General features: G+C 58.2%; 26 protein-coding genes. 11 read left to right on the forward strand and 15 right to left on the reverse strand.

The window, feature by feature from the left end; genetic code table 11:
- Nucleotides 1-64: 64 nt before the first annotated feature.
- The 7 genes from rplI to HW450_RS07125 all read right to left on the reverse strand — a co-directional run bounded on the left by rplI (nucleotide 65) and on the right by HW450_RS07125 (nucleotide 5,928).
- On the reverse strand, nucleotides 65-517 hold the full coding sequence (gene rplI, locus HW450_RS07095; protein WP_182384958.1) for a 50S ribosomal protein L9: 453 nt from the start codon (nucleotides 515-517) through the stop codon (nucleotides 65-67).
- Nucleotides 518-579: 62 nt separating this feature from the next.
- Entirely contained in the window at nucleotides 580-1,173 is a 594-nt protein-coding gene (locus tag HW450_RS07100; RefSeq protein WP_182384959.1) for a single-stranded DNA-binding protein, read from the reverse strand.
- A 56-nt stretch (nucleotides 1,174-1,229) separates the two neighbouring features.
- On the reverse strand, nucleotides 1,230-1,517 hold the full coding sequence (gene rpsF, locus HW450_RS07105) for a 30S ribosomal protein S6 (protein WP_182384960.1): 288 nt from the start codon (nucleotides 1,515-1,517) through the stop codon (nucleotides 1,230-1,232).
- 108 nt (nucleotides 1,518-1,625) lie between these two features.
- Entirely contained in the window at nucleotides 1,626-1,820 is a 195-nt protein-coding gene (locus HW450_RS07110) for a hypothetical protein (RefSeq protein ID WP_182384961.1), read from the reverse strand.
- The gene (locus HW450_RS07115; RefSeq protein WP_232843206.1) at nucleotides 1,813-3,288 is read right to left on the reverse strand and encodes a glycosyltransferase family 87 protein; all 1,476 of its coding nucleotides are present in this window, start codon (nucleotides 3,286-3,288) and stop codon (nucleotides 1,813-1,815) included. Before HW450_RS07115 ends, HW450_RS07110 begins: the two co-directional genes overlap by 8 nt.
- A gap of 117 nt (nucleotides 3,289-3,405) precedes the next feature.
- The gene (locus HW450_RS07120; RefSeq protein WP_182384962.1) at nucleotides 3,406-5,544 is read right to left on the reverse strand and encodes a transglycosylase domain-containing protein; all 2,139 of its coding nucleotides are present in this window, start codon (nucleotides 5,542-5,544) and stop codon (nucleotides 3,406-3,408) included.
- A gap of 24 nt (nucleotides 5,545-5,568) precedes the next feature.
- On the reverse strand, nucleotides 5,569-5,928 hold the full coding sequence (locus HW450_RS07125) for a DUF5318 family protein (RefSeq protein ID WP_182384963.1): 360 nt from the start codon (nucleotides 5,926-5,928) through the stop codon (nucleotides 5,569-5,571).
- A 151-nt stretch (nucleotides 5,929-6,079) separates the two neighbouring features.
- On the opposite strand from HW450_RS07125, the gene HW450_RS07130 reads away from it, so the two are divergent.
- From HW450_RS07130 to HW450_RS07150, 5 genes are all read left to right on the forward strand, one after another.
- Complete coding sequence (locus HW450_RS07130; protein ID WP_182384964.1) at nucleotides 6,080-7,168, forward strand: inositol-3-phosphate synthase; 1,089 nt, start codon at nucleotides 6,080-6,082, stop codon at nucleotides 7,166-7,168.
- A 245-nt stretch (nucleotides 7,169-7,413) separates the two neighbouring features.
- A complete protein-coding gene (locus HW450_RS07135) occupies nucleotides 7,414-7,869 on the forward strand; it encodes a MarR family winged helix-turn-helix transcriptional regulator (protein WP_182384965.1) in 456 nt (151 codons plus the stop codon).
- 107 nt (nucleotides 7,870-7,976) lie between these two features.
- A complete protein-coding gene (locus HW450_RS07140) occupies nucleotides 7,977-8,927 on the forward strand; it encodes a universal stress protein (RefSeq protein ID WP_182384966.1) in 951 nt (316 codons plus the stop codon).
- Nucleotides 8,924-9,565 (forward strand): SDR family oxidoreductase, encoded by a 642-nt coding sequence (locus HW450_RS07145; RefSeq protein ID WP_182384967.1) that lies wholly within the window; start codon nucleotides 8,924-8,926, stop codon nucleotides 9,563-9,565. Before HW450_RS07140 ends, HW450_RS07145 begins: the two co-directional genes overlap by 4 nt.
- Nucleotides 9,566-9,599: 34 nt before the next feature.
- Nucleotides 9,600-10,058 (forward strand): hypothetical protein, encoded by a 459-nt coding sequence (locus HW450_RS07150; RefSeq protein ID WP_182384968.1) that lies wholly within the window; start codon nucleotides 9,600-9,602, stop codon nucleotides 10,056-10,058.
- 4 nt (nucleotides 10,059-10,062) lie between these two features.
- On the opposite strand, the gene HW450_RS07155 is transcribed toward HW450_RS07150, so the two are convergent.
- The gene (locus tag HW450_RS07155) at nucleotides 10,063-10,710 is read right to left on the reverse strand and encodes a lipocalin family protein (RefSeq protein WP_182384969.1); all 648 of its coding nucleotides are present in this window, start codon (nucleotides 10,708-10,710) and stop codon (nucleotides 10,063-10,065) included.
- Nucleotides 10,711-10,845: 135 nt separating this feature from the next.
- Here HW450_RS07155 and HW450_RS07160 point away from each other — a divergent pair, with 135 nt between their 5' ends.
- Nucleotides 10,846-12,270 carry a DUF222 domain-containing protein gene (locus HW450_RS07160; RefSeq protein ID WP_182384970.1) on the forward strand — a complete coding sequence of 475 codons (1,425 nt, stop codon included), beginning with the start codon at nucleotides 10,846-10,848 and terminating at the stop codon, nucleotides 12,268-12,270.
- Here the strand turns inward: HW450_RS07160 and trhO are convergent.
- The 3 genes from trhO to HW450_RS07175 form a co-directional block, all read right to left on the reverse strand.
- A complete protein-coding gene (gene trhO, locus HW450_RS07165) occupies nucleotides 12,255-13,184 on the reverse strand; it encodes an oxygen-dependent tRNA uridine(34) hydroxylase TrhO (protein WP_182384971.1) in 930 nt (309 codons plus the stop codon). The two genes, HW450_RS07160 and trhO, sit on opposite strands and share 16 nt — an antisense overlap.
- Before the next feature lie 10 nt (nucleotides 13,185-13,194).
- The gene (locus tag HW450_RS07170) at nucleotides 13,195-13,710 is read right to left on the reverse strand and encodes a VanZ family protein (RefSeq protein ID WP_182384972.1); all 516 of its coding nucleotides are present in this window, start codon (nucleotides 13,708-13,710) and stop codon (nucleotides 13,195-13,197) included.
- Between the two features lie 66 nt (nucleotides 13,711-13,776).
- Nucleotides 13,777-14,838 carry a DUF4272 domain-containing protein gene (locus HW450_RS07175; protein WP_182384973.1) on the reverse strand — a complete coding sequence of 354 codons (1,062 nt, stop codon included), beginning with the start codon at nucleotides 14,836-14,838 and terminating at the stop codon, nucleotides 13,777-13,779.
- Between the two features lie 112 nt (nucleotides 14,839-14,950).
- On the opposite strand from HW450_RS07175, the gene HW450_RS07180 reads away from it, so the two are divergent.
- Complete coding sequence (locus HW450_RS07180; protein ID WP_182384974.1) at nucleotides 14,951-15,460, forward strand: 2'-5' RNA ligase family protein; 510 nt, start codon at nucleotides 14,951-14,953, stop codon at nucleotides 15,458-15,460.
- The gene (locus tag HW450_RS07185; RefSeq protein ID WP_182384975.1) at nucleotides 15,442-16,242 is read left to right on the forward strand and encodes an Fpg/Nei family DNA glycosylase; all 801 of its coding nucleotides are present in this window, start codon (nucleotides 15,442-15,444) and stop codon (nucleotides 16,240-16,242) included. The genes HW450_RS07180 and HW450_RS07185 overlap by 19 nt, the downstream gene beginning before the upstream one ends.
- 70 nt (nucleotides 16,243-16,312) lie before the next feature.
- On the opposite strand, the gene HW450_RS07190 is transcribed toward HW450_RS07185, so the two are convergent.
- Together HW450_RS07190 and HW450_RS07195 are read right to left on the reverse strand one after the other, a co-directional pair.
- On the reverse strand, nucleotides 16,313-17,392 hold the full coding sequence (locus HW450_RS07190; RefSeq protein WP_182384976.1) for a Fic family protein: 1,080 nt from the start codon (nucleotides 17,390-17,392) through the stop codon (nucleotides 16,313-16,315).
- A 64-nt stretch (nucleotides 17,393-17,456) separates the two neighbouring features.
- Nucleotides 17,457-18,884, reverse strand: coding sequence for a mechanosensitive ion channel family protein (locus HW450_RS07195; protein WP_182384977.1), 1,428 nt, complete (start codon nucleotides 18,882-18,884; stop codon nucleotides 17,457-17,459).
- Nucleotides 18,885-19,151: 267 nt separating this feature from the next.
- Between HW450_RS07195 and HW450_RS07200 the strand changes: the two genes are divergently transcribed.
- From HW450_RS07200 to HW450_RS07210, 3 genes are read left to right on the forward strand one after another with little or no spacing between them, the layout of a single operon-like run.
- On the forward strand, nucleotides 19,152-19,976 hold the full coding sequence (locus HW450_RS07200; protein ID WP_182384978.1) for a PRD domain-containing protein: 825 nt from the start codon (nucleotides 19,152-19,154) through the stop codon (nucleotides 19,974-19,976).
- 12 nt (nucleotides 19,977-19,988) lie between these two features.
- Entirely contained in the window at nucleotides 19,989-21,560 is a 1,572-nt protein-coding gene (gene nagE / locus HW450_RS07205; RefSeq protein ID WP_182384979.1) for an N-acetylglucosamine-specific PTS transporter subunit IIBC, read from the forward strand.
- 24 nt (nucleotides 21,561-21,584) lie between these two features.
- Entirely contained in the window at nucleotides 21,585-22,955 is a 1,371-nt protein-coding gene (locus HW450_RS07210) for a cryptochrome/photolyase family protein (RefSeq protein ID WP_182384980.1), read from the forward strand.
- A gap of 144 nt (nucleotides 22,956-23,099) precedes the next feature.
- Here HW450_RS07210 and HW450_RS07215 read toward each other — a convergent pair whose 3' ends face one another.
- On the reverse strand, nucleotides 23,100-24,023 hold the full coding sequence (locus tag HW450_RS07215) for a YbjN domain-containing protein (protein WP_182384981.1): 924 nt from the start codon (nucleotides 24,021-24,023) through the stop codon (nucleotides 23,100-23,102).
- Between the two features lie 200 nt (nucleotides 24,024-24,223).
- Nucleotides 24,224-24,919 carry an NYN domain-containing protein gene (locus HW450_RS07220; protein WP_182384982.1) on the reverse strand — a complete coding sequence of 232 codons (696 nt, stop codon included), beginning with the start codon at nucleotides 24,917-24,919 and terminating at the stop codon, nucleotides 24,224-24,226.
- Nucleotides 24,920-24,942 lie beyond the last annotated feature (23 nt).

The following is a 24,942-nucleotide window of genomic DNA, read 5'->3' on the forward strand; positions in this document are numbered from 1 at the left end:
ACCCGGTTAGTGCGCTGTTGTCGTTGGGCTATGGAATTAGCCGCCGTTGCATGTGCCTAAGGGCTTAGGCTGCAACGACCTTAAAGTTGATCTTGCCGTTAATATCGTCGTGCAGCTTGACCAGTACCTGGTAGGAACCCAGAGCCTTGATGTGGCCCTTTGGCAGGTCAATGTTGTGCTTCACGAGAGATGGGCCGCCGGCAGCCTTAACTGCATCGACGATGTCCTGCGTGGTGACAGAACCGAAGAGCTTGCCGGAATCGGCGGTGCGAACCTTAACCTCGACACCTTCCAGGTTGTCGAGCTGGGTGCGAACCTCGCGAGCGTGGTCGATGTCGCGAATTGCGCGTTCCTGCTGGGCACGCTTGATGCCCTCAACCTGCTTCTCAGCGCCGCGGGTGGCAACGATTGCCAGGCCGCGTGGCAGCAGGTAGTTACGTCCGTAGCCGTCCTTGACCTCTACGATGTCGCCTGCGACACCGAGCTTGTCAACGTCGGCGGTGAGGATCAGCTTCATGATCCCTGCCTTTCAAAGTTTCTAAAGTGAAATTCAGCAATTATCTGGAGTGTGAGCCGCGTTTAGAACGGTGGCTCGTCGTCTGCTCCACCGAATCCACCACCGGCAGGAGGTGCGCTGTTCCATGGATCATTGTCCGGAACCTGCTGGGAGTTTTGGTTTCCACCAAAACCGCCCTGCTGCTGGCCGCCGCCAAAGCCACCTCGCTGTTGCTGCTGTGGCTGTGGTTGTGCGGAACCCTGCTGGTTGTTGTTGAACTGCTGGCCACCGCCGTAGTTGCCGCCACCCTGAGAAGGGGTGCGGGTAACTTGTGCGGTTGCGTACTTGAGGGATGGGCCGACTTCGTCCACTTCGATTTCGAAAATGGTACGCTTCTCACCCTCGCGGGTCTCGTAAGAACGCTGCTTGAGGCGTCCTTGGACGATGACTCGCATACCCTTCTTCAACGACTCGGCTACGTTTTCAGCAGCCTGGCGCCACACATTGCAGGTGAGGAATAGCGCTTCACCATCTACCCACTGGTTCGAGTTACGGTCGAACGTGCGGGGGGTGGAAGCGATTCGGAAATTCGCCACCGCTGCACCGGATGGGGTGAAACGGAGTTCTGGATCGGCAACGATGTTGCCGACCACGGTGATTACGGTATCTCCGGCCATGTCCTTACCTTTCTGCGTTTTAGTTCAGTGTGAATTCGAGTGTAGGCGAGCGCTGATTAAGCGTCTACGCGCAGTACCTTGGTACGCAGAACGTCGTCGCTGAGGTTCAGCAGACGGTCAAGCTCGAGAACGGTTGCGGACTCGCACTTGAGATCGATGACGGCGTAGATGCCCTCATCCTTCTTGTTGATTGGGTAAGCCAAACGGCGCTTACCCCAGATGTTTACCTTTTCCACGGTGCCGTTTTCCTTGCGGACGACTTCGAGGAACTTATCCAGGGACGGGGCTACGGTGCGCTCATCCTGAGATGGATCAAGAATGATCATGAGTTCGTATTGACGCACGGACCTCATCACCTCCTATGGTCTAGTAATTTGAATCGGCCACACCCATCGGTAGGCATGGCAGGAGGGTCGTTGCGTCAGCAACCTATTTAAGGTACACCAGGGCAACTACTGAATCCAAGTCGTTCCCCATCCGATCGCCTGGCTCACCGGGAGGATCGTGAGGAACACAACGGCGCACGCCACCAACGCCCACACCAACTTGAGCGGCTTTTTATACATGAAACATGCAAACGCGCTCATCATGAACAAAAAGCCGATGAAAATCTCCCCGACCATGATGAACATTGCGGTATTAGACATGGGTTTCCTCACGAGTTGTGGTGGCAGTGGACGTCGTTAAGCGCGGCGAAAGGCGAAATGGGCCAGCCAGCGGGTCGCGCCCTTCGTGCACATCTGTGACCTTATCAGCGCGCAGTCCGAGCATCGTCCGAATAATGAGCACGCACATGACGACGACAAATCCATCGCGAACCAACACCGCAGCATTCAGCAGTTCCGCCGGCGCACCCAACTTATCCTCCCCCATCATGTGCCACGTCAGAATCGGCCACAGTATCGCCTCGGACAGCATCCACGACAGCAACAACCGCCACTGCGGCAACGCCAACACCGCGAGTGGTACCAGCCACAAGGAATACTGCGGGCTCCACACCTTGTTACACAGCAAAAACCCGGCGACGATTAGGAAACCCAACTGCGCCACCCGTGGTGTGTGAGGTGCGCGAAGCCCAATCCACAACACCGCCAGGCAGAACAGCCCAAACAGGGCAAAACTCACAAAATTGAGTTGTCCAGGGGTCAGGCTCGGCACACCCATCCGAGTAAGCACCGCGTACACGGTGGTCCACTCTGCGCCTCGCTCCCGATTCAGACGGAAAAACTCGTTCCACGCCTGCGGATACAGCGCCAACACGGGAAGGTTCACCACCAACCACGACATCGCAGCCATCAGCGTCATCTTCACCCATGGGACAAAGTTCCGCCCTCGAAGCGCGAGCACTAGATACGCACCCAAGATGAACAGCGGCCAGAGCTTAAACGCCGTCCCTAGCCCGATCCACACGCCAGCCACGCCAGGACGCGACCGCTTCACCGCCACCAATGCTGCAACGACGCACAGCACCGGAAGGATATCCCAGTTAGAAAACGCATGAACAGCCACGACGGGAGACGCCGCCATCAGGACCGTATCCCACACCCGGTTCCCCGCCAGCTCCGCAACCATTTTCACCGCGATGGTCCAACAGGCCGCCAGCACCAGAGCCGTGACCATGAAATAGACAGTGACCTGAGGTATCGCGTGCCCAGGAAAAGCATCCACCACCCGGTACACCGCATTGCCCACTAGCGCGCAGACCCACTGAAACAGGCCGGTGAGCACCGGGTATTCCATGTAGCGAGTAGTACCGCCTTCAAGCCAGGAGTGCGCGTAGGGGAAGGTTCCATGCGCGTAGTCATACACTCCAAACAACGGGACAATGTCGTTGTAGCACGCTGAGACATACTGACGATTCCCGGACCAGTCCAGCGTCACCCCGGCATCGCCACGCTTGCCCATCAGGCAGTTCGTTTTAGACAAAAACCCAAACGCCAAGAACACCAACGACGTCAGCACAAAAACCCGCAGCGGTGTCCACCACCGCTGGGTCCCCACAGCAGCGTGACGCCCCAGCGGGCCGCCCAGGAACTCAATGAACCCGCGCGCCATCGACTCCGTCGCCGCGGGGCTCACCCGCTGGCTTACCGACTGCTTCGCGTGCTCAGGCACCGTACCCAATGTGTATTCGTCCGGACTCACACCGTGGATACTACCAATGGTTATTCGCTCCTTAGTACATACACAAACTGCCCAGTGCAGGGCACAAGGGCAGTTCGTCGGGAAAAACTACAACAAGCTGTTCAGCAAGTCGTTGAGGCTAGGAGGTGGCGGTGGTCCCTGCGGCCCCGGGGCTGGAGCTGGAGCCACTGGTTCCACGCCAGGAACGTCCGTTTCCTCTGATGCGGATGGATCCTCAGTGGACTCCGTATCCTTCTTGCTTGGCGCGGCCGGTGCCGGCGCTTGGTTGCGGTAGAACTTGTTCGGGTCGGGGATGATCGGGCCTGCCTCTGGGAAGTAGGCAAAGTTCTGGCCCGCGAGCGACTTGTCCATCACGGACTTCCAGATTTGCGTCGGCAAGCCAGCGCCATACATGTTGCCGCCCCACGCGTTGCGCAGTGGCGAATTGTCCACCGTGCCCACCCACACTGCGGTGGCCAGCTGCGGGGTTGCGCCGATCATCCACGCGTCCTTGTTGTAGCCCGTGTCGCCGAGCTGCACCGTACCAGTCTTTGCAGCGGAAGGCCTACCACCAGCGAGGGTACCATTTGACCAGCCCGCGATCGGCCCCATCGCCTTGATCGTGTTATCCGCGGCAACCTTGCTGATGCGACGCTCACCGTTGCCAACCTCATGCTGGTACAGCACCTCACCGTCAGCGGTCTCCACCTTCTCCACGAAGTGTGGCTTGTGCCAAATACCTTCGTTAGCCAAGGTGCTCAGGCCCACTGCCATGTCCAGCGGACGAGTCTGGTACTGGCCAAGAATGACGCCCTCGTACGGGTCCCCACCATTTTCAGACAAGGTCTTGTCAATGCCAGGAACGGAACGCGCCACGCCAAGAGCATGCGCCATATCCGCGGTATCCTTCGGGCCATGCGCCAAGTCCTTCTGCAGTCGGATGAAGGACGTGTTCAGGGACTCCTTCAACGCCTGGCTGATGGTGCAGGTACCGCAGTTACCACCGTCGGAGTTGTTCACCGTGACGTTACCCGTCTTTACCGGGGCAGAACTGTAGTAGGCATTCGGGGAAATACCCTGCTGCATAGCGGCTGCGAAACCGAAAATCTTGAACGTAGAACCAGTTTGCATCGCCGAGTTGGCAAAATCCCAGCCGCTGGCTTCCTCACCACCGTAGTAACCACGCACTGCGCCCGTCTTCGGATCAATGCTGACGGTAGCGGTACGAATTTTCTCGTCCTCGCCCTGCAGCAACGTCTGCACGGAATTCACAGTGTTTTCCTGGACACGCGGATCGATCGTGGTAGTCACGCGGAGGCCGCGGGTCTGGACAACATCCTCCGTGATGCCCAAATCTGCGAGCTCCCACATCACTTGGTTCTTAATCAGACCATTGGTGCCGGTTGCCTCCGTGTACGCACGGTTCTGAGCAGGATCAGTGGTCTCTGGGTACACCAAAGAGTCACGTTCTGCCTGGGACAAAGTGCCGGTGCTGACCATGCCGTCCAGCACGTAGTTCCAACGATCCTCAGCCCCAGCCCGGTTAGTCCACGGATCTAGCTGGCTCGGACGCTGAATGGAAGCCGCTAGCACTGCCGCTTCCGCAGGGCCAAGTTCCGAAAGATCCTTACCAAAGTACGCCTTCGACGCCGCGGCGACACCGTAAGAATTACGACCAAAGTAAATGGTGTTCAGGTAGGCGGCCAGGATCTCGTCCTTCGACCATTCCTTCGTCATCTTCGCGGAATAGATCAGCTCATGGATCTTGCGCTTAATAGAGTGCTCGTTACCCACCACCGTATTCTTGACGTACTGCTGGGTAATGGTCGAGCCACCGCCGGCAGAGGCGTCGCCACGGAGCTGGCCCAGCGCGGCGCGGGCAAAACCGGTCAGGGAGTAACCACGGTTGGTATAAAACTCACGGTCCTCAGCCGCCAGCACAGCATGGATCACTGGCTGTGGAATCTGGTCAATGCCGACGGTGGTGCGGTTACCTTCGGCTGGCACCACACGCGCCAACTCCGACGAGCCGTCCGACGCCAAAATCAGGGAAATCTGCTTGTTAGCAAGCTCCTCTGGTTCTGGAACATCGGCCGCCACGTACATGCTGCCCAAGATGAAGGCCGGAATAGCAATAGCGACGGCGATGATCGCGGCGATCGTGCCCCACAGGCTCTTTTTGCTACGCTTCCGGCGCCGTTTGCCCTTCGTAGTCCGGGTGTTACTGGTCACTGTACTTTTGTCCATTCCTCTATCTATTGAGCGGATCCCTCAGGCTGCAGCTGTTGCGGTCTGCAGCAGATGGTTCCATCGGCAGTCCGGACACACCTCTACAGTGTGTACCGTGAACGGCTTGTGAGTCAGCGCAATCCGTTCGATCTCTGAGAGATCACGTGCAGTACCTGCCATTTTCCCTAAGTGCTCGCCAAATATCCAAAGCACCACGCGAAGATTTTCGCTTTCACACACTGGACACGGCGTTTGTGCAGGTTGGCCGTGGAACTTTGCGGCCGTAACAAGAAGGAAATCTGCGTCACACAACTCTTCTTTCCGCTTTAATCCTGCTCGCCACTGCCTCAGGACCCGCTTCCGGGGAAGCTGATGGCTGACAACTGCACTAAAGACGACCACCGGGACAGTATATTGCGTCTGTCAACACCACTCTAGCGGGCGGTTCTGAATCGATTAACCTCGCTTCTTTATCGATCAAGCCCCTTTCAAGATGCACCAACCACACTAGGTTGGTAGAGGTTACATCCCATTTAGGAAGTGAGAATCTAAGTTGAGCGAATCTAAAGTTCGGGTCGCCATCGTCGGTTGCGGCAACTGCGCAACCTCCCTCGTAGAAGGCGTCCAGTTCTACCGCGACACCCCAGCCTCCGAAACCGTGCCAGGCCTCATGCACGTCCAATTCGGCGACTACCACATCTCCGACGTTGAATTTGTCGCAGCATTCGACGTCGATGCCGACAAGGTAGGCAAGGATCTCTCCACCGCCCTGCGCTCCAGCCAAAACTGCACGATCCAGATCGCCGAGATTCCACACCTCGGCGTCGAAGTGCAGCGTGGCCCAACCCTCGACGGCCTGGGCAAGTACTACCAGGCAACCGTCACCGAGTCCGAGGCAGAAGCCGTCGACGTAGCGCAGGCGCTTCGCGACGCCAAGGTGGACGTAGTCGTGTCCTACCTGCCGGTCGGCTCGGAGCAGGCAGACAAGTTCTACGCGCAAGCCGCTATCGACGCAGGCTGTGCCTTTGTCAACGCACTCCCAGTCTTCATCGCCTCCGACCCGGAGTGGGCTGCCAAGTTTGAGGCTGCTGGCCTGCCAATCGTCGGCGACGACATCAAGTCCCAGGTTGGCGCTACCATCACCCACCGTGTCATGGCCCGTCTGTTCGAGGAGCGCGGCGTGCGCCTAGAGCGCACCATGCAGCTCAACGTGGGTGGCAACATGGACTTCAAGAATATGCTCGAGCGCGAGCGCCTGGAGTCCAAGAAGATCTCCAAGACCCAGGCCGTGACCTCCAATCTGAAATCTTCTCCAATCGCCGGGAAGATCGAAGACCGCAACGTCCACATCGGCCCATCCGACTACGTTGAATGGCTCGACGACCGCAAATGGGCCTACGTCCGTCTGGAGGGCAAGGCCTTCGGCGAGGTGCCACTGAACCTGGAGTACAAGCTGGAGGTGTGGGACTCCCCTAACTCTGCGGGCATCATCATCGACGCCGTCCGCGCCGCCAAGATCGCCCTGGACCGTGGCCTCTCCGGCCCGATCCACCCAGCGTCTTCCTACCTGATGAAGTCCCCTCCTCGTCAGCTCCCTGACGACGAAGCCCGTGCTCAGCTCGAAGACTTCATCAAGGGCTAGCGCTGGTTTGTGGGAATTTCTTTTCATCCCCTAATCTCCGGGAAGCGTTTCCCGGATCTTGGAAGAAATAAGCAGAAATAGCAAATACGAACCATATTTTTGCTCCGAAACCCGGGAAACGCTTCCCGGGTTTTTTACGCTGAGGGGATCCCCAAACCCATGTCTCAGTGACCAGCTACACCCTTTTTGCGACAAAACATTTTCGAATATGGAAACACTAATGTGTTTTGTGGTTCTATTGATCCATGAGCACAGCTGATTCCTACGAAAATTTTTCGCCAGAGGCGGTTTCGGAGCAACTTCGTCCAGCGATGACGAAGCTTTATGTGACTTATTTCCGACGGGCGGCCCAGTCTTCCCTTACTGGACCTCAACTGACTATCCTCACTCATCTTGCTGAGGTTGAGGCGGAGCGGATCAGTGAGATCGCTAAGAAAGAAGGCATCCGGATGCCGACTGCTTCCAATACGTTGCACCAGTTGGAGCAGCGGGAGTTAGTGGAGCGTGTCCGCGACAAGGCTGATCGGCGTGGTGTGTTGGTGCAGATTACTGAGACGGGTCGTCGGGAGTTGGCGAAGGTGGGTGAGGAGCGTACTCGCTATTTCGCGGAGATGCTGGGCACGTTGGATCCTGAGGAGTTGGAGCAGATAGCGAAGATTGTGCCGCTGATTACCAAGATGTCGAATCTGTACACCAACTGATTTACCTCGGTTTCGGTATGGGCTGTTAGACTCCAAGTAGTTAACCTTGTGTTCATAGTTTTTCGGCACAGGGGCGTCCGTTTTCCGCAACTGTAGAACAACTCTAAATGGCGAAAATTTCCCCCCAGAACTCTTCGGAGATCCGGATTCTTGTCGCTGGTAAGCCTCATCACGGCGACAAATCTAAGGGCAATGCTGCACTTGATTATGCGGCGTGGCTGGCCCGGACTTCCCCTATCCGAATTCAGATTGTGTCCACGTTTGTGCGGCCGTGGCCGTCGACAAGCTTTGCCAAACTTGGTGGCAAGTACAAGAAGTGGCATGCCAAGGAGACTGCGGCGTGTGTGTCGTGGGCGCGGAAGAGTTTGTTGGCGGCGGGGATTCCGGAGGAAAGCTGGAGCGATCCGGTCGCGCTGTTTCTTGATGGGACGTCGGAGACGGCGTTGCTGGCGAAGGCCGCCGCGGATTTTGAAGCGACGATTATCCTCATGAATTCGTCTGATGTGACGGTTAAGGGCCGGTTCCTGGCCGGGTCGACCATGGAAACGCTGTTGCATTCGACACCGAAGCTGGTGGGGCTGATGCCTGACAGCACCAAGCTGTCCAAGCGGGGCGTCACTCGGTTGACCTATGGGTTCATCGACGGCGAGCAGAACGACGATGCGCTGCGTGAGACCGCAGAGCGCGCCGAGGCGTGGGGCATTCCGCTGCGCATCGTTGCCTTTGCCCCGGACATTTTGGATGATTCGGTCCTCCTTGATTCCACGAAGCTCCAAACTGAGATTTCGATCCAGTGGCGCGAGCACCTGTTCGCCGTCCTTGACCGGGCAAAGGACCTGGTCGCCGCGGAGTTCCCTGGCGTGACCGTGGAAACTGAGGTGGGTAGTGGTGGCAATTGGGCCGGTGCTATCGATGCCGTGAAATGGAAGAAGGGGGACCTGCTTTGCCTGTCCAGCTCCCCGATGAATCCCCTGGAGCGGGTGTTTGTGGGCTCCGCGACCAGCCACATTCTGCAGTATTCGCCGGTGCCGTCGATTATTAGGCCGGTGCTGCGATGAAAACTGCTGTGGTCACTGGCGCCAGCGGGGGCGTCGGCCTGGAGGTCACCCGCATGCTGCTTAACGACGGCTGGTCAGTCCACGCCCAGTACCGCACCGCACCCGGCCCCTTGGATGCCCACTGGTGGCAGGCGTCATTCCCCGACACCAGCGGCGCACCATCGTTGGATTCTCTGGACGCGCTGATTCATTGCGCAGGCGTGTGTTCATTGGGATCAGTGTCTAATCCTGACATGGCCGAATGGTCCGATACAGTTGCTGTGAACGTCCTGGCCCCCGTGGAGCTGACCGCCCACTACCTGCCACTATTGCGGGCTGCTCGTGGTGATGTGGTGTACCTGAATTCCGGTGCTGGGTTGCGCGCTAATCCGGGGTGGGGCTCCTACGCGGCCTCGAAGTTTGCGGCGCGCGCCTGGTGTGATGCGTTGCGGCTAGAAGAACCCGACATTCGGGTAACTAGCGTTTACCCGGGTAGGATTGACACTCCAATGCAGGAGGCGGTGGTCGCGGCAGAAGGTGGGGAGTACTGTCCTGCAGCGTATCTATCGGCAAGTACTGTTGCGGCAGCTGTGCTGCACGCACTAAACACCCCCGAAGACGGTCACCAGCATGAGGTTATTTTGCGTCCCCGGGGCTAAAGTGAATACCTAGCACATTGTGGGAGGAGCACAAATGACCGAGGACAACGGATACCGCATTGACCCGGAACTCGATCGCGTCCCGGAAGGTAAACGCCATCGCGTCACTGAGCTCGATCTCATGGCAAGCCCGGAGCTACGCCGTTCCCGGGCGCGCCTATCTATCAAGCAGGCAATTTGGTACACCATCTTCGCCTGCGTTGGATCCATCGTGATCGCCCTCATCATCATCGGGTTCTCAAAAGCCCAGGGCGGGCCGATGTGCTTCGAAGGGTCCCGGACTCTGATCTGTTCACGCCGCTACGAAATCCTCTTCCCCACCGTGACCGGCGGGTTTTCCATGCTCACCGTGATCGGCGCGATGGTGATCCTGTACCGGAAGTGGAAGCGCTACGAACTGTGGCAACCGTGGTTCGGCGTGATCTGGTTCCTCATCCCGTGGGCGATGACCATCATGACGGGGTTCGGCACGATGGCCATCGTCGGGCAATAGCCAGCTACTTTAAGCACAGCGGTGTAGCATCCGCTCCCCCACCCGCCATAGGGACGGAGAGGAAAACACATTCGTTCCATCCCGCTGTTCGGATGGCGCTCTTTACCTGGCCCCACTGCTCTGCACTCAGATTGGGCGTGCGCGACAGCACGAAGCCAGAGAGGCGATTCGGGCTACCAACGACTGCGAGGGAGTAGTCCTCAGCTAGCCAAGTCACCCGATAGTTCGCGGGACCATTAGGATCCTGGAATGGAACACCAGGGAAATTGACCCGCAGGGAGGACTCCGACAGTGGCGTTGCTACCCCCTCAATGTCGGAGCGGGAGCCGAGAAGTGTGCCACAAGAGTTATGGACTGCTACGGTGCCGTCGTCAAGCAGGCGGTACTCGGCAGTGGTGTTGTTAGCACATTGCAGGGTGTACGGCTGCGGAATGGCGGCTACCTGGTACCAGGTACCCATGTAGCGCTCCAGGTCGACGGGGCGCCCGAGTTCTGGGAGTTCACCAGGAATGACGGACGACCCTACTGGAACGACCTGGGAGGATCCGCCGGCGAGGCGTCCCCCGTCGAAGATGTCGGCTGCGGCAGCAGTTGGGAGGCTGAGCGCCCCAACGAGTGCACAGGTAGCGAGGCTAGAAAGTAAAGAGCGCATATAGATCCCTTCGGTTGTTAGTGTAACTATTTGATCATATCTGAGTAGATCCCCCTCCACTATAGTTATTTTTATTAGCACGTGTGTTCGATTTCATTTTCCAAGCTGTCTTCCGCATGTTTTACAATTCGAACCATGAACACATTAGAGCGCGCACAGGGGCTGCTAGCTGGCATATTATCCAGCCAGCACGAGCTGCTGCATGCTCTTGGCCAACCGGGATTCAGTGCGGAACAAACCAGGGAATTATTAGCTAGTGTGCGCGAAGTTGACCGACTAGCGGATCTACTAACAACTCGATTGCTGTCAGAGTTGCAGCACTCCCAAGGCTTCGAACCGAACTCGCGCGCGAGCTTCAACAAGCTGATGCACGAAGGCAGGTTTAGCAGAAAGCAGCTTAAGGATCTTTCCCGACTGTCAACTGAATTGTTTGACTCCCCGCCTTCGGTCGGACACACCGACGGTATCCCTGCCCGGTTGCCTCACACCGCAGCAGGCATGGCCAAAGCAGCATTTGGCGCGGAATCTGCCACGGTAATCTCGAAGACACTGGATGCGATCCCCAAGGGCACTCCCCCGGACACTGTTGCGTGGGTAGAGGAAGTCATGGCGAGCATGGCTCACCAGTTGGCCCCAGACGATCTCGTTCGGGCCGGGCAGAAGATCCTGCAAGGGCTCAACGCCGATAGCGAACCCAGCGACGAGGAACGTCAGCACAAGCGCAGCGTGAAGCTCTCCGCCCAGGACAGTGAGCTGATGGGCAAGCTTGCCGGCACCGTCACCCCGGAACTTCACGCTTTGTTATCGCGGTTATTTGCTGACTACGCGGGCCCAGGCGACCTCCTACCGGAGGTCGAGAAGGAAAACGACAGCCGTACCCAGGACCAGCGCAACCACGACGCACTGGTGAAAGCACTGAAATACGCGCTTAGCGGGCCTATGCGCCCGACGCGCGGCTGCTCCACCGTGGTTGCCACAATGACAATTGAGCAGCTGGCGACGGCCGCTGGAGTGGTACCGACGGACGTCGGCACGCTGCTGTCCGTGCAGGATTTGATCCGCCTCGGCGCGGACAAAAACGCTTTCCTGGCGATCTTGGATCCAGACACCGGCAACCTAATCGAGCTGGGTAAAACCAGCCGGGCCGCTAATCTTTACGCCTACCTCGGCCTAGTGGCCTCCCAAGGCGGCGATATGACGCCGGGGTCCTCGCTGCCCGCGGCGCTGTGCGAAATTCACCATCTGCTGGCCTGGCGCTTCAGCGGCCGCTCGACAGCGGGAAACATGAGCCTGATCGGCCACAACACACACCGAAACGTGGATGATGCGCAAGAAAATCCGAAAAAATGGTGGACACTATGCTCGGAGACCGGGCAAATGCTGTGGATCCCACCTGAAAGCATCGACCCGAAACGAAGACCCCAGGCCAATTTCAACCCCATGACCTGGTTTAACCCAGGGCAGATGATACGTTTCGGGCTACATGATTCAAGGCCGGTTCCCCCATTCCAGCGACCCAGATCCGTCACCTGCCCGCGCTGCAACTACCCGGCGGCGTGAGCCTGCTTCCGCACCACCTCGGCACACTCATCCCTGCCGCAGGTGCGCTTCGCCGGATCCGCTGCACACGAAGGACACATCAGGGTCTGGGTGCGGCACTCCAAGTTGCCACAGTTCTCGAACTTGTTCGTTGGGGTACCGCAGTGCACACAGTGCCCAAGCTGCACAAATCCCGGGTCCTCGGTGCCCATGCCGAACTCTGTGTGCATCCGCTTGTCAAAAACATATAGCGAGCCTTCCCACAGCCCATCATTGCCATACTTTTCGCCATAGCGGACAATGCCACCGTCGATCTGGTAGACCTCTTTGAAACCGCGGTTCTTCATAAGCGCCGACAGGATTTCGCAGCGAATACCACCGGTGCAATAGGAAATGACTGGCTTGTCCTTCATCCAGTCATACTTGCCGGATTCCAGCTCCCTAATGAAGTCATGCGTGGTGTTAACATCCGGCACCACGGCGTTCTTGAACTTACCGATCTGCGCCTCCATGGCGTTGCGGCCATCGAAGAACACGACTTCGTCGCCACGTTCTTCCACCAGCTTGTTCACCTGCGCTGGCTTGAGGTGCACGCCACCACCGACGACACCGTTTTCATCCACCTTGAGTTCCCCCGGCGCGCCGAACGCCACAATCTCATCGCGGACCTTGACGGACAGACGTGGGAAGTCCTCCGCGCCGCCCTCGGACCACTTGAATTCCATCTTGCCGAAGTACTCTTTGCACTTCTTTACGTACTCTTTACAGGCAGCCATGTCGCCACCGACGGTGCCGTTGATGCCGTGCTCGGAAATCAGGATGCGCCCGCGCAGGCCGAGGCGTTCGCAGAGTTCGCGCTGCCACATCATCACGGCCTTGGGATCGGACAGGGGAAGGAACTTGTAATACAGGAGGATCTTGCTGATGCGCTGCATGTATTCGAGTTTAGTGGTAGGCCGCGGAAAACCCTAAAGCTTCCACCATCGCCTCCTCGGACCCTAAACGTGGCCCTAGCAGGTACAACACGTAAATGAATGTGGCGAACGCAATAGTGCACCAGCGCCAGAACCTATCCCACGGCAGCCATTTCGCCACCACGGCGCCGACCAAAGCGCCGAAAGTATTGAGGATCAAATCATCCGTATCCGAAATGCCAAGCGCAAAGACAAATTGCAGGACCTCAATCGTAAGCGATATCCCCAGGCCAAGGGCGACCGTGCGACGGACGTCGCGAAGCAGCTGGTAGGCGATCAACCCCAGTGGCACAAACAGCACCACGTTGCCTACCACGTTAAATAATGGGCCGAACCAGCTACTGGGGGCGATGAGGTCATTGAAGGGGACTAGTTGGATTTCACGCAGGTGGTGCGCTTCCTTTCGCCACAGGTGACCAATCACAAAGTATCCCTTAAGCAGGGTCAACAAGACGATGACTGGGAAATAATAGAGGAGAGTTTTCAATGGTTACTCCCGAAACGTAACCCCCGGGTGAGAAGGAGAACGAAATTGAGCATACGTGCACAATACCTAGGTGTGTGTCGGAGTTTCATCCCACTCCACACCCGGGTCAGTGAGCCAGGCCAGAGCTTTGTGCCATTCCATGAGGATTTCGTCCGTGTGTTCATCAACGTAATGCGGATCCTCGGGGCGTAGCGTCTCATCCACCGCGACCCACCGAAGCGAGCGCACATACTCATAGAAATCACAGATCTGTCGACTATCCGGCAGCGTAGTGAAATTCCTGATGAACTCCGTGGAGCCCCATTCAGCGGCAACGCCAACAACATCGCTGCTTGACACGCCTGCGAGGTCATCCGCATGGGCTGGAGCACGACCAGTCAAGTGGTCCGGAAGCGACACCGCACCGAGCAGGTGCATGAGCGGCTGCGCTGCCTTATCACACCAGCTGAGCTGCGTCGCTTCTTCCATGATTTCCGTGCTGCGATCCCCGAGAGTAACCGCCTCCACAAACGCGCGTTCCCGCGGGGAGAAAGCGGCGAATGCATCGGGCATCCGTTGGTTAATAGGTGCGATGATGTTCTCGTTGTGGTGCCACGCCACCGCGATTTCTGAAACAACGATCAGTGCGCAGGCACGGCAGGCAACGTCCCGCGCGTCGCGCAGCTGTATTTCGTGTTCGCTACGAACCGGTGGCAGATCATCCAGCACGTTGATGCCGAGCACCCCGAGTTCGGCGCGGATGCGGCTGGCGCGCATGCGGGCGTCTGGATGGTAAGGGACAGAGTATTGGTTAGCAGGGTCCAGCAGGTCCTCACCATCGATATTGTGCAGCTTATGCTCATCCAGGAAGATTGCGTTGGCGTCCTCGGCCCATTTCTCATCAGGCAGCTGCGCGAACTCGTAAACCACTTGTGTTGCGCGCGCATGCTCAAAGGTGGCAAACAAACCTGCATTCATTTGTCTGCCCGCGCGCTGCAATCCTTTTGTGGTGACCAGGTGTTTGACCTGTTCGATCGGGCCGATAAAGGACTGGAATTTGGTGATGTCGGCGATGTCCTGGAAGGTTGTCGCCGTTGACCACGTCCCCGGGATGATATCGCGGACGGTGGCCAGCGCAGTGATTGTCATACTTCAACAGCCTATTGCAGGGTTCGCCCTTGTGCGCTCGGGACAGGTAAGTAAAATTCTGCATCTGGGCCTCAAAAATGGCCGTTTTCCGACCGAAAATGTGGAATTTTACGTGTCTTCTCCAGAAAACCTTTTGCTCTACTTGTCTCCCGAGCACGATGCCGCGATCCGGCAGCTTTTTGACCAGCTAGCGGAGCGCGGTTTCCCGAGGCAGCAGCAAACCCCGCACATTACGCTCACGTTTTCTCCCGCGATGTCGCCGCGCGTGGTGGAGCGCGCCGCCGAACTGCTACCCGGGTTGGTTCCGGCTGAGTTTCGGAGGGTCGGCACCGTTGTCTTTGGCACTAAGTCCAAGCAAACCGTGGCGTTGCTGCTGGAAACCACCGATGAGCTGGAGCGCGCCGCCCGGGAACTCAGCGCTTTGAACCCGGATGGCCGCGGTGATCGCTGGACCCCGCACCTCACGGTTGGACTGCGGCTTCCTCGTGCGATCGTGCCCGACTACGTGGCAGCACTCGACGAGCTGCGACCTCCCACCCAATTGCTCGCTGTTCGGGCCGGGTATTGGCGCCCGGTGCAGCAGGAGCTGACTACACTAGCTCCATGCCCGAAGGCCACGTAATCCACCGACTCGCCCGCGACCTCACCGAGAAATTCGCAGGCCAGCGCGTTCGTGTTTCGTCGCCGCAGGGTCGGTTCGCTGCCTCCGCCGCGCTTATCGACACCCACGTCCTCACCCACGCAGACGCCTACGGCAAACAGTTGTTTGTTCATTTCGCTGGGCCTCATGTGGTGAGCATCCATCTTGGTTTGATCGGCAAGTTGAGGATCCAGCCCTTGGCGGACCCCGGCCCCACGGTGCGACTGCGCATCGCCAACTCGAACACCGCGGCTGATCTGATTGGACCGCAGTGGTGCCGTCTGATCACAGAGTCCGAGATGGCGACTGCCGTGGCGAAGCTCGGCGCCGACCCCTTGCGCGCAGATGCGGATCCCGAGTGGCTGTGGTCGCGGGTGAGCCACTCCGGACGCACGATCGCTTCGCTGCTCATGGACCAGAAGTTGTTTGCCGGCGTGGGCAATATCTACCGGGCTGAGCCGTTGTTTCGCTTGGGGTTAAGCCCGTTTACTCCGGGGCGGGAACTGAGTCGGGGCCAGTTCGATGCGCTGTGGCGCGACCTCGTGACGCTCATGAAGGCTGGGGTAACAGCTGGCAGGATCGATACGGTTCGGCCCGAGCACACCCCGGAGGCGATGGGGCGCGAGCCTCGTAAGGACGACCACGGCGGGGAGGTTTATGTCTACCGCCGGGCGGGCCTGCCCTGCCATGTGTGCGGGACTCCGATTAGCCACCAGGTGTTAGAGGGCCGGAACTTGTTCTGGTGTCCCGCCTGCCAGTGCTAGGACATGTACACGCCTTAAACATTTCCCCGAAACGTGTCGATTTTTAGGCTCCAAATGTACATATTACCTTTTATTGGGTCAATACCTCGAGCACAGCCAGGTTCTTAAAGATTTTTTCTCGACCGATCGTTTGTTCACTCAGCACACCGTTCTCAGCCAGCAGAGCAAGCCACTTCGAGGCGGTTTGGCGCTGGGCTATATCAGCTTCCGTAACGTCGCCAATACGCACATATGGGTTCTTCACCAGGACTTCAGCCAACTCTTTTGCCGGTTGTATCCCGAGGTCACGAATCCGATCAGCTAGCTGCTCCTGGACTTTGGTTACCGCTTCAATGAGACGTATTGCTTCTTGCGCAGCACGTTCCACAGCCCTAACCATGAACAGGATCCACTCTTCCCAGGCCCCTTCTACCGTGACGGCCCTCAACAATCGGTAGTACTCAGACTTGTGGGCAACGATCTGTCCGGAAAGATATAGCACGGGGAGAGCTAGCATTTCTTCCTGTACCAACAGCGCCACATTCAGAATTCGCCCTGTGCGACCATTGCCATCATAAAAAGGGTGAATGGCTTCAAATTGGTAGTGAGTCAATGCCATGAGCACCAGCGGATTCAGGCCATGGTCACTGTAGATGAATCGCTCCCAGGCAGACAGGTGTCGCTCAATGACCTCTCTCCCTTCCGGAGGGGTGTATGCCCTCTGTTGAGTAGATGGGTCTCCAATGTAGGTGCCGGGAGTTGATCGCACCTCATTCCGCCCGTCTTGCAACACCCCGCACACCTCTTTAGCTAACTTTTCCGAGACCGGAAGTGTCCCCAGTCCGGAAACCGCAAAATGGAGCGCATCGTTATAGCGGAGTGCCTCCTTTGTGGCAGGTGTTGGCGTGGCATCTGCGCGCCAAGCTGCTCGGAACAGCTCATCGTTTGTGGTGACGATGTTTTCAATTTCGGTGGAAGCCTGCGCCTCCCGAAGCGGGATAGTCGACGTAATGATCGCAGGATTTGGAATCAGCCGACATGCCATATTGAGCGCGGATATGGCAGATTGCGCGTCGATGACGGCCTTGAGCACCCTCACTGTTTCCACAACGTCTGAAGGGGGCAACGGAGGGAGATCGTTATAGGGCACTTCGGGATTGAAATTGCTCATGTACACACCTTAAACATTTCCCCGAAACGTGTCGATTTTTAGTACCCAAATGTACATATTACCTTTAGGGGGTCTCCTGAACTGGGGTTTCTCCAACCTCCGGGGCCACGGGTTCTGTCGCTACCGGTTCTGACGTAGCTTCCGGCGTCGCCGGGACGGTCGGCTCAACGGTGGGCTCAAAGGTTTCCTCAGGCGTCGGAATGTAGGTTTGTGGCACTTCCGAGTACACGGGAGGCGCTGGTGCCGGCGCGGGAGCCTCGGGTGTCTGCGTCACTACGGGGTCGGGAGCTAGCCATCCGGCTTGGCCTCCTTGCTGCCCGTCAGAAAGTGTCATCGATCCCAACATTCCGACGATGAGCAGGCCGATCATCAGCAGCGTCGTAGAGGGGCGCACTCGCCCACCGAGCGAAAGGATTCCGGAGACTTTCCGTGGTTTCTCCGGCGCATCGGAGCGTTCCACAATTTCCTTCATCACCTGTTCGCGTGGCACGTCAGCGTTTTCTGCGGCGTTGGCGAGCGCTTCGAGCTCCCCGGTATCCGTTGCCTTAGGCGGGGCCGGTTTGATGGCCGCTGCTGGGATGGGACGAAACTCTTCCGTATCAAGCAGGTGCCGGAGGGAATTGTTGACGTCGTCGTCAAGCAGCGTCGTTTCGCTGGCGCGCTTGCCGTAGTCCTCCCACCATTCGTCCAGCACGGCGGCGCGGACGGCGCGTTCGACGAGCCATTGTTTGCCCGGCGCGACGTCGATCATGAGGCGCATCGTGGCCGTCCATGGCAGGCCCATGGCGGTCGGTGGGGTGACGGCGGTGGCGGGGTGGAAGGTGATTTCGCTGCGGATATGCTCGCTTATCGACGGCTCAAGCAGCGCATCTTCTGCCGCCGCCAGCGATCGCGCGTTGATTTCATCCATTGAGCTACCGGCCGTGATCGGCACTGGAATGTTGACCACGGCGCGGGCCCAGCGTGCCGAAGAGTTGACGCACATGCGGGCTTCGCCGTTGGGGACGGTGATTTCGTCGCCATTGATGGTGCGGATCGTGGTGGCGCGCAGCGTCATGTCCACGACGTCGCCTTCGACGGTGGCTGCCGTTCCGTAGAACTTCACCCAGTCGCCGATACCGTATTGCTTTTCCGTGATGATGAAGAAACCACCCAGGAGGTCGCCAATGATTTTCTGCGAACCGAAACCAACCGCGGCGGAAACGACAGTCGCGGGGATGGCAGCTGCAGCCAGGTTGATCCCGAGGTTCCGCATTCCGAAAATAATCAGGAACGTGTAGGCGATGGCTTCAGCGATGTAGACCATCGCACCTACCAGGGCTTTTCGCCCCTTTGCAGCTTCGCTGCCTTCGTCAACGGCTTTGCCTGCTCCGGCGATGATGCGACGTCCGACTCGGGGGATGAGGAAGCCGATGATCACCAGCATGGCAAGGAAAATGCCATGGGCAACAATCCACTGTTTGATTTCTTCGAGTATTAACTCCACTGGCATAGGCACCAGAGTAATAGCGTTGGGCGTATTGGTTCTGCTTCTTCGGAAGTGATCCGCTGTGGTTACTTTTCGAACTTCCTTAAGGCACGTTGAAACCCAAATGGGGGAAGTTGAATGTGACAAGAAGGGCATATATGAAAAAAGTTATGTTTTCTATTCCGTTCAGAGTCCCTACGGACTAAATTAATTTTTAGCTTCCTTCTGGGTGTTACTGCCCGTGTGCAGGCATGACCGGATGTTTACGCTTCCCTGCCCCGAGGAGCCCCCATGCCCGAATTTAGAGTAAGACGAGTCTTGAGCAACAACGCTCTGATTGTGTCTACCGCAGGGGAAAACGCCATTGAAAGCGTGCGGGTAGGTAAAGGAATTGGGTTTGCTAAGAAACCCGGTGATCTCATTGAATCGCCACTCGACGGTCGCGAATACGTCGAGATTAGTGAGCAGCAACGCGCCGTGCTGGATTCGCTCCGCGAACTGGACGATCATTTGCTCACCGTCATCAGCGCCAGCATTGATTTGGCCAGTGACATGCTCGGAGACCTCCATCCCAGCGTCTACGTGATTCTGGTGGAACACATCGCATTCGCTGTGGAGCGGACCACCCGGGGCGAAGTGATCCATAATTCTCTCATCGCAGAAACCAGGGCCGTCATCCCAGAAGAGTTTCATACTGCCGAACTGATCGTGCACTACCTCAATACCCACCTCGACCAGCTAGACCTACCCCTCGATGAAGCGGCCTACATCGCACTTCATCTTCACGCCGCCCGCTCAGGTGCCAGTGTGAAACAACCGTTGGCCGTGGCCAATACTCTCGGGCAGGCCACCGCTACGGTTAGGCAGTTACTCGGGGATGCGGGGGACCAGGACGCACTGTCTATGGAGTTGGCGATGCTCCTCAGGCGCCTCAAACAGGGGCGATTGCGCGCGAATGCGCTGCAGCGGGACGTCGAAAAGCGACTGCCCAAAGAATTTGATGTTGCCAATCGGATTATCGCGAACTTATTGAATCAACCCACGACCGCTCCGGAAGCGCGGGGCGAAGCAGCATTTCTCGCCATGTTCTTGCATGGCTGGACGCAGGATATTTAGAAAGGAAAAGTCATGGGAACTGTAATGCAGTCATTACAACGCCTCGGCAAAGCCCTGATGGGCGCGGTGGCCGTCATGCCGGTGGCAGCCCTCCTCATGGGCATTGGCTACTGGATTGACCCCAAGGGATGGGGCTCCGATAACGTCCTAGCAGCCGTGTTCATCCAGTCGGGTTCGGCTGTGCTGCACAACCTCGGGTGGATCTTCGCCATCGCCATCGCCTTCGGGCTGGCCAAGGACTCCAACGGTGCCTCTGCTCTGTCGGCGTTCGTCGGTTTCGCCACCGTCACTGCGCTGATCGGCCCGAAAGCGGTGGCCAGCTACAAGGGGATTGAAGATCCGAAAGCGCTCACCGGCGATGAAGCCTTGCATTGGGCTTCCCAAGGCTGGGATGCCATCGGCGGGAAAAACGTGCTATTCGGCATTCTGGTCGGTATCCTCGCGGCGTGGGTCTACAACAGATTCCATAACGTGAAACTACCGGACTTCCTGGCGTTCTTCTCCGGCCGTCGGCTGGTCCCCATCCTGACCTCTCTGTTCTCCATTGTGCTCTCGGGAATCCTCTACGTCCTGTGGCCACTGATTTACACCGCACTGTTCAACTTCGGTACCGCTATCCAGGGCATGGGCCCACTGGGCGCTGGCCTTTATGGCTTCATCAACCGACTCCTGATCCCGACGGGCCTGCACCACGCAGTGAACTCGATCTTCTGGTTTGACGTCATCGGCATTAATGACATTGGCAAGTTCCTCGACGGCGGTAAAACCATCGCCGCTGCCCAGGCCGCTACCGACGCCGCATCCTGCCCTGGCAACTGGGTCAACAACACCTGCGAAGTGGTTGGCGTTATCGGTCAGTACCAGGGCGGATTCTTCCCGATCATGATGTTCGGCCTCCCAGGCGGTGCGCTCGCTATCTACCTGCGTTCCAAGCCAGAGCGTCGTAAGGCTGTGGGCTCGCTCATGCTGGCAGGCGCACTGGCTGCCTTCTTCACCGGTGTGACCGAACCGCTGGAGTTCTCCTTCATGTTCCTCGCACCGGCACTCTACCTGGTCCACGCGCTGCTAACGGGCCTGTCTTTGGCGATCGCAACCTTCTTCCACTGGACCGCGGGCTTCGGTTTCTCCGCCGGTTTCATCGACATGCTGCTGTCCGCCCAGAACCCACTGTCCAACAAGTGGTGGATGCTGCTGGTCCTCGGCGCGATCTACTTCGCCCTCTACTTCGCGATCTTCTACGTCCTCATCGGCGCGCTCAACCTCAAGACTCCAGGCCGCGAGGATGACGAAGAGATCGCTGCAGCAGAAGAGGCCGGGGATATGGAAACCTCCAAGGCCGCTAGCCACATCATCACTGGTCTCGGCGGTGCAGAGAACATTGATGCGCTGGACTACTGCGCTACGCGGCTGCGTGTCACTGTGAAAGATGATGACCTGATTGATGAATCCACCATCAAGAATGCCGGTGTCGCCGGCATCATCCGCCCAGGTGCGCGCAGCATCCAGGTCATCATCGGCCCCCAGGTGCAGTTCATGTACGACGAGGTATCCCGCCAAGTCTCCGGATCCACTGCCATAAGGTAGCTGGGCCCAGGTAGTATCTCTGGGATGTACACCGCTGATGCCTTGCACTGGTTCCGTGACGACCTCCGCCTCGAGGACAACCCAGCCCTCAGCGCCGCCACCTCCCACGGAACCACAATCGGGCTTTATGTGCTGGAAACCCCGGGCACTGGGGTCCGGTCACTCGGCGGGGCAACGAAGTGGTGGTTGCACCACAGCCTCCGCGCTCTCGCCACTGAGCTGGCAGAACATGACATTCCCCTGCTGGTGATGGCAGGGGATCCGCGGGCAGTGGTGCCACAGGTAGCGTCCCAGGTGGGGGCCCGGTTTGTGTCCTGGACTCGCCGCTACCACCAGCCACAACGAGATATCGATGCCACTGTCAAGGACAACCTCCGCAGCGCAGGCCTCGAAGCGCACAGCTATCCCGGTTTCCTCCTGGCCGAGCCGTGGGAGGTTCGCACGCAACAAGGCGCGGGCTATAAGGTGTTCACCCCGTACTTTGCCGCGTTGGATAAGTTCCTTGCCGCGCAGCAGTGGGAGGGGTGTGAACTGGCCGTCGGCAAGCTGGGGCCTGGGGCGGGTGTGGCTGCCACCGCGCGGATGATCGATGACCTCGCGCTGCTGCCCACGCACCCGGCCTGGCGCGAACCCGACTGGACCCGTGGGCTGGCCGAGCGCTGGACCCCAGGTGAGCGTGGCGCCACCGAGCGGCTCGAGGATTTCCTCGCTAAGCCGGACTACGCCCGCAACCGGGATTTTCCCGCCATCGACGCCACCAGCAACCTCTCCCCGCACCTGAGGTTCGGGGAGATCAGCCCGCGCGCCGCCTGGCAAGCCAGCAGCTCCGAGACCTTCCGCAAGGAGCTCGGCTGGCGCGAGTTCGCCTGGCACCGCCTCTACCACGTGCCCACCATGACGCAGGACACCATCCGGCCCCGCTTCCAGAATTTCCCCTGGTATTGGATGCCCCGCGACGGCGCCAGCCACCCCGCCGCAGCCGACCTCACCGCCTGGCAGCGCGGCGAAACAGGCATTGAGCTTGCCGACGCCGGCCTGCGCGAACTCATCCACACCGGATACATGCACAACCGGGTACGCATGGTGGTGGGCTCCCTGCTGACGAAGAACCTCGGGATTCACTGGCGCCACGGCGAAGAATGGTTCTGGGACACCCTCGTGGACGCCGACCCAGCCAGCAACGCCTTCAATTGGCAGTGGGTCGCCGGCTGCGGGGACGACGCCGCCCCCTACTTCCGCATCTTCAACCCGGACACCCAAGCCAAAAAGTTCGATCCCGACGGCCACTACCGGGACAAATGGATCCCAGACCGCCACAGCCCGGCCTACCCGCCACCGATCGTAGATCTGAAAGAATCTCGCGCCATGGCACTGGAGATGTACCGGGCTTGCTAGTGGTTTAGGTTTTAGAGCCACTTCACGGAGAAACCCGGGAAGTGAAACCCGGGTCTCGGAAGAAAAACAGCAAAATAGCAAGTGTGCAGCCTTATTTTGTGGCGAAACCCGGGTTTTGTTTCCCGGGTTTCACTGGGAGCGGCGCTAGTTGGAGGCAGTTTTTTCCATGGCTTGAAGCCGCTGAAGGCAGCGCCAGTGCAGATGGTTGTGGCCCCAGACGGCGTCGCGCAGCGCCTCACCCAACTGTGCGGCGGTCATGCCAATGGAAATGAAGGTGTTGGATTCGCAGCGAAGCTGGTGGCCGTCACCGTCGGGAAGCACGCAAAAGCGGGAGCTCTGTTCCTCAATGTTGAGTTCGTTGGCAAGATCAAGGAGGAGGCCGTTCAAGTGAGTGGTTTCTCCGATAGTGGTGGCCACTTGGAGCCAGGTACCGCCGTCGAGAATCCTGCAACAGTGGTAAACATCGTTGCTACGGAAGGTGACGTCCCCACTGGGGTGCTCAAAGATATCTTCAGCCTCAAGGATCTCGAGAGTCTTTTCGATGCGCCCATTCGTGACCGGCAACGTGAGGTCAAGTTCGTCGGCATCGAAGTTGGCGAGGAATCCCGGTTCGGTGTGGGTGAGCTCGGGGAACTCGATCGCCACAGCACGTGCCGCCCTGTTGATGCCACTAAACATGGTGTCGATGTTCTCGCGGAGCTGCGCATCAGACATACCGCCCTTGAGGGAGACGAAAGCACCAACATGCACGGTCAACCGCTCATCGCGCTTGAAGAAGCTCAACGTCGGCTGGTGGCACTCACTGTTGTAAGCAGCTATCCACGACATCAGCTCTGGCAGTTGCCGAATGTGCATATCGCCCCACAGTCGGGCCTTGAACAGCAGCGTTGGTTCAAACGGCCCATCCCAGATGACGTGCACAATGTAGCCCGGCCAGCTGGCCCACATCTCATTGTCGTCCTCCTCGTCCACCCGGTACCGGATGCCAAGGTCAGTCATCGCGCCCATCAGCCGCGTCATCGTCACCGGTGCGACGTCGTTGTCCGACAAAATTCGGTCGAATTCCATGATGCCCTCCTGCTCTCTCACTGGAACACCCCTCACGCTAACAAGCAGGGCGGACACGCTTTTATGGAAAGTCGCACGCATGTGCGGTTTTGGCACTATTTGTCCAGCGTAGCAGCAGGGACGGCGTGACTGGGAGGCCGTTCTCGACGCCGAATCGAACTTAAGTTTTGGCACATTTGTTTCCTGGCAGGTGGGCAGAGCTAGAGTTCATCCCCCTCTTCCATGAGTGGCGTAGGCGTAGCCCCGTAAAGTGGATCTTCTAGGTTTCTTGGCGGCTTGGAAACGCATTCCCGAACGCCGTCCACGTGTTCGTTGAGGCTATTTGAGACATTGGCCCACATAGGATCCAAAATGAAATCGATTCCAGATCGTCGAGCGTGCTTGGCTGCAGGTACAAAGTCACTGTCACCGGAAATCATGACGATTTGGTTGACTAGACCTCGTTCCGCTAGCGATGCAATATCGAGGCCGATGCGCATGTCGACACCCTTTTGCGTGATATCCAGAGAAAAGTCCGTCTCACAGAGATCAGTAACTGAAATGTCACCTCGGCAGAGCTTCTTCAAAGGCCCGGGTTTGAGTGTGTATCCGTTCTGAGTTTCTAACTCTTCTCCGCGCCTCAACGCTACTTTTCGCTTCTTGACGATCTCTTCAAGAAATGCCGTCATCCATGCATACTCTTCCGACTTGCCCAAATTCTGCTGGCTTTGAGTTAGCGGATGGTACAGTACTTTGTTTGAAGGAGGACAATCATAGTAAAAGATCCGATAAAGACTGCTCTCGGACTCACGGATGTGCCGCCGACAGTAAACCAAGAGTTCATCCGCCCGCTCACGCGGAGTTTTTTCTCCGAATAGTTTCTTGGCTCGCTTTCGATAGAATCCGCCATCCACCATGATGGCAGTTATGATAGGTCGCC

Origin of the sequence: Corynebacterium hindlerae, assembly GCF_014117265.1 — a bacterium.
In the GTDB taxonomy this organism is placed as follows: Bacteria; Actinomycetota; Actinomycetes; order Mycobacteriales; family Mycobacteriaceae; genus Corynebacterium; species Corynebacterium hindlerae.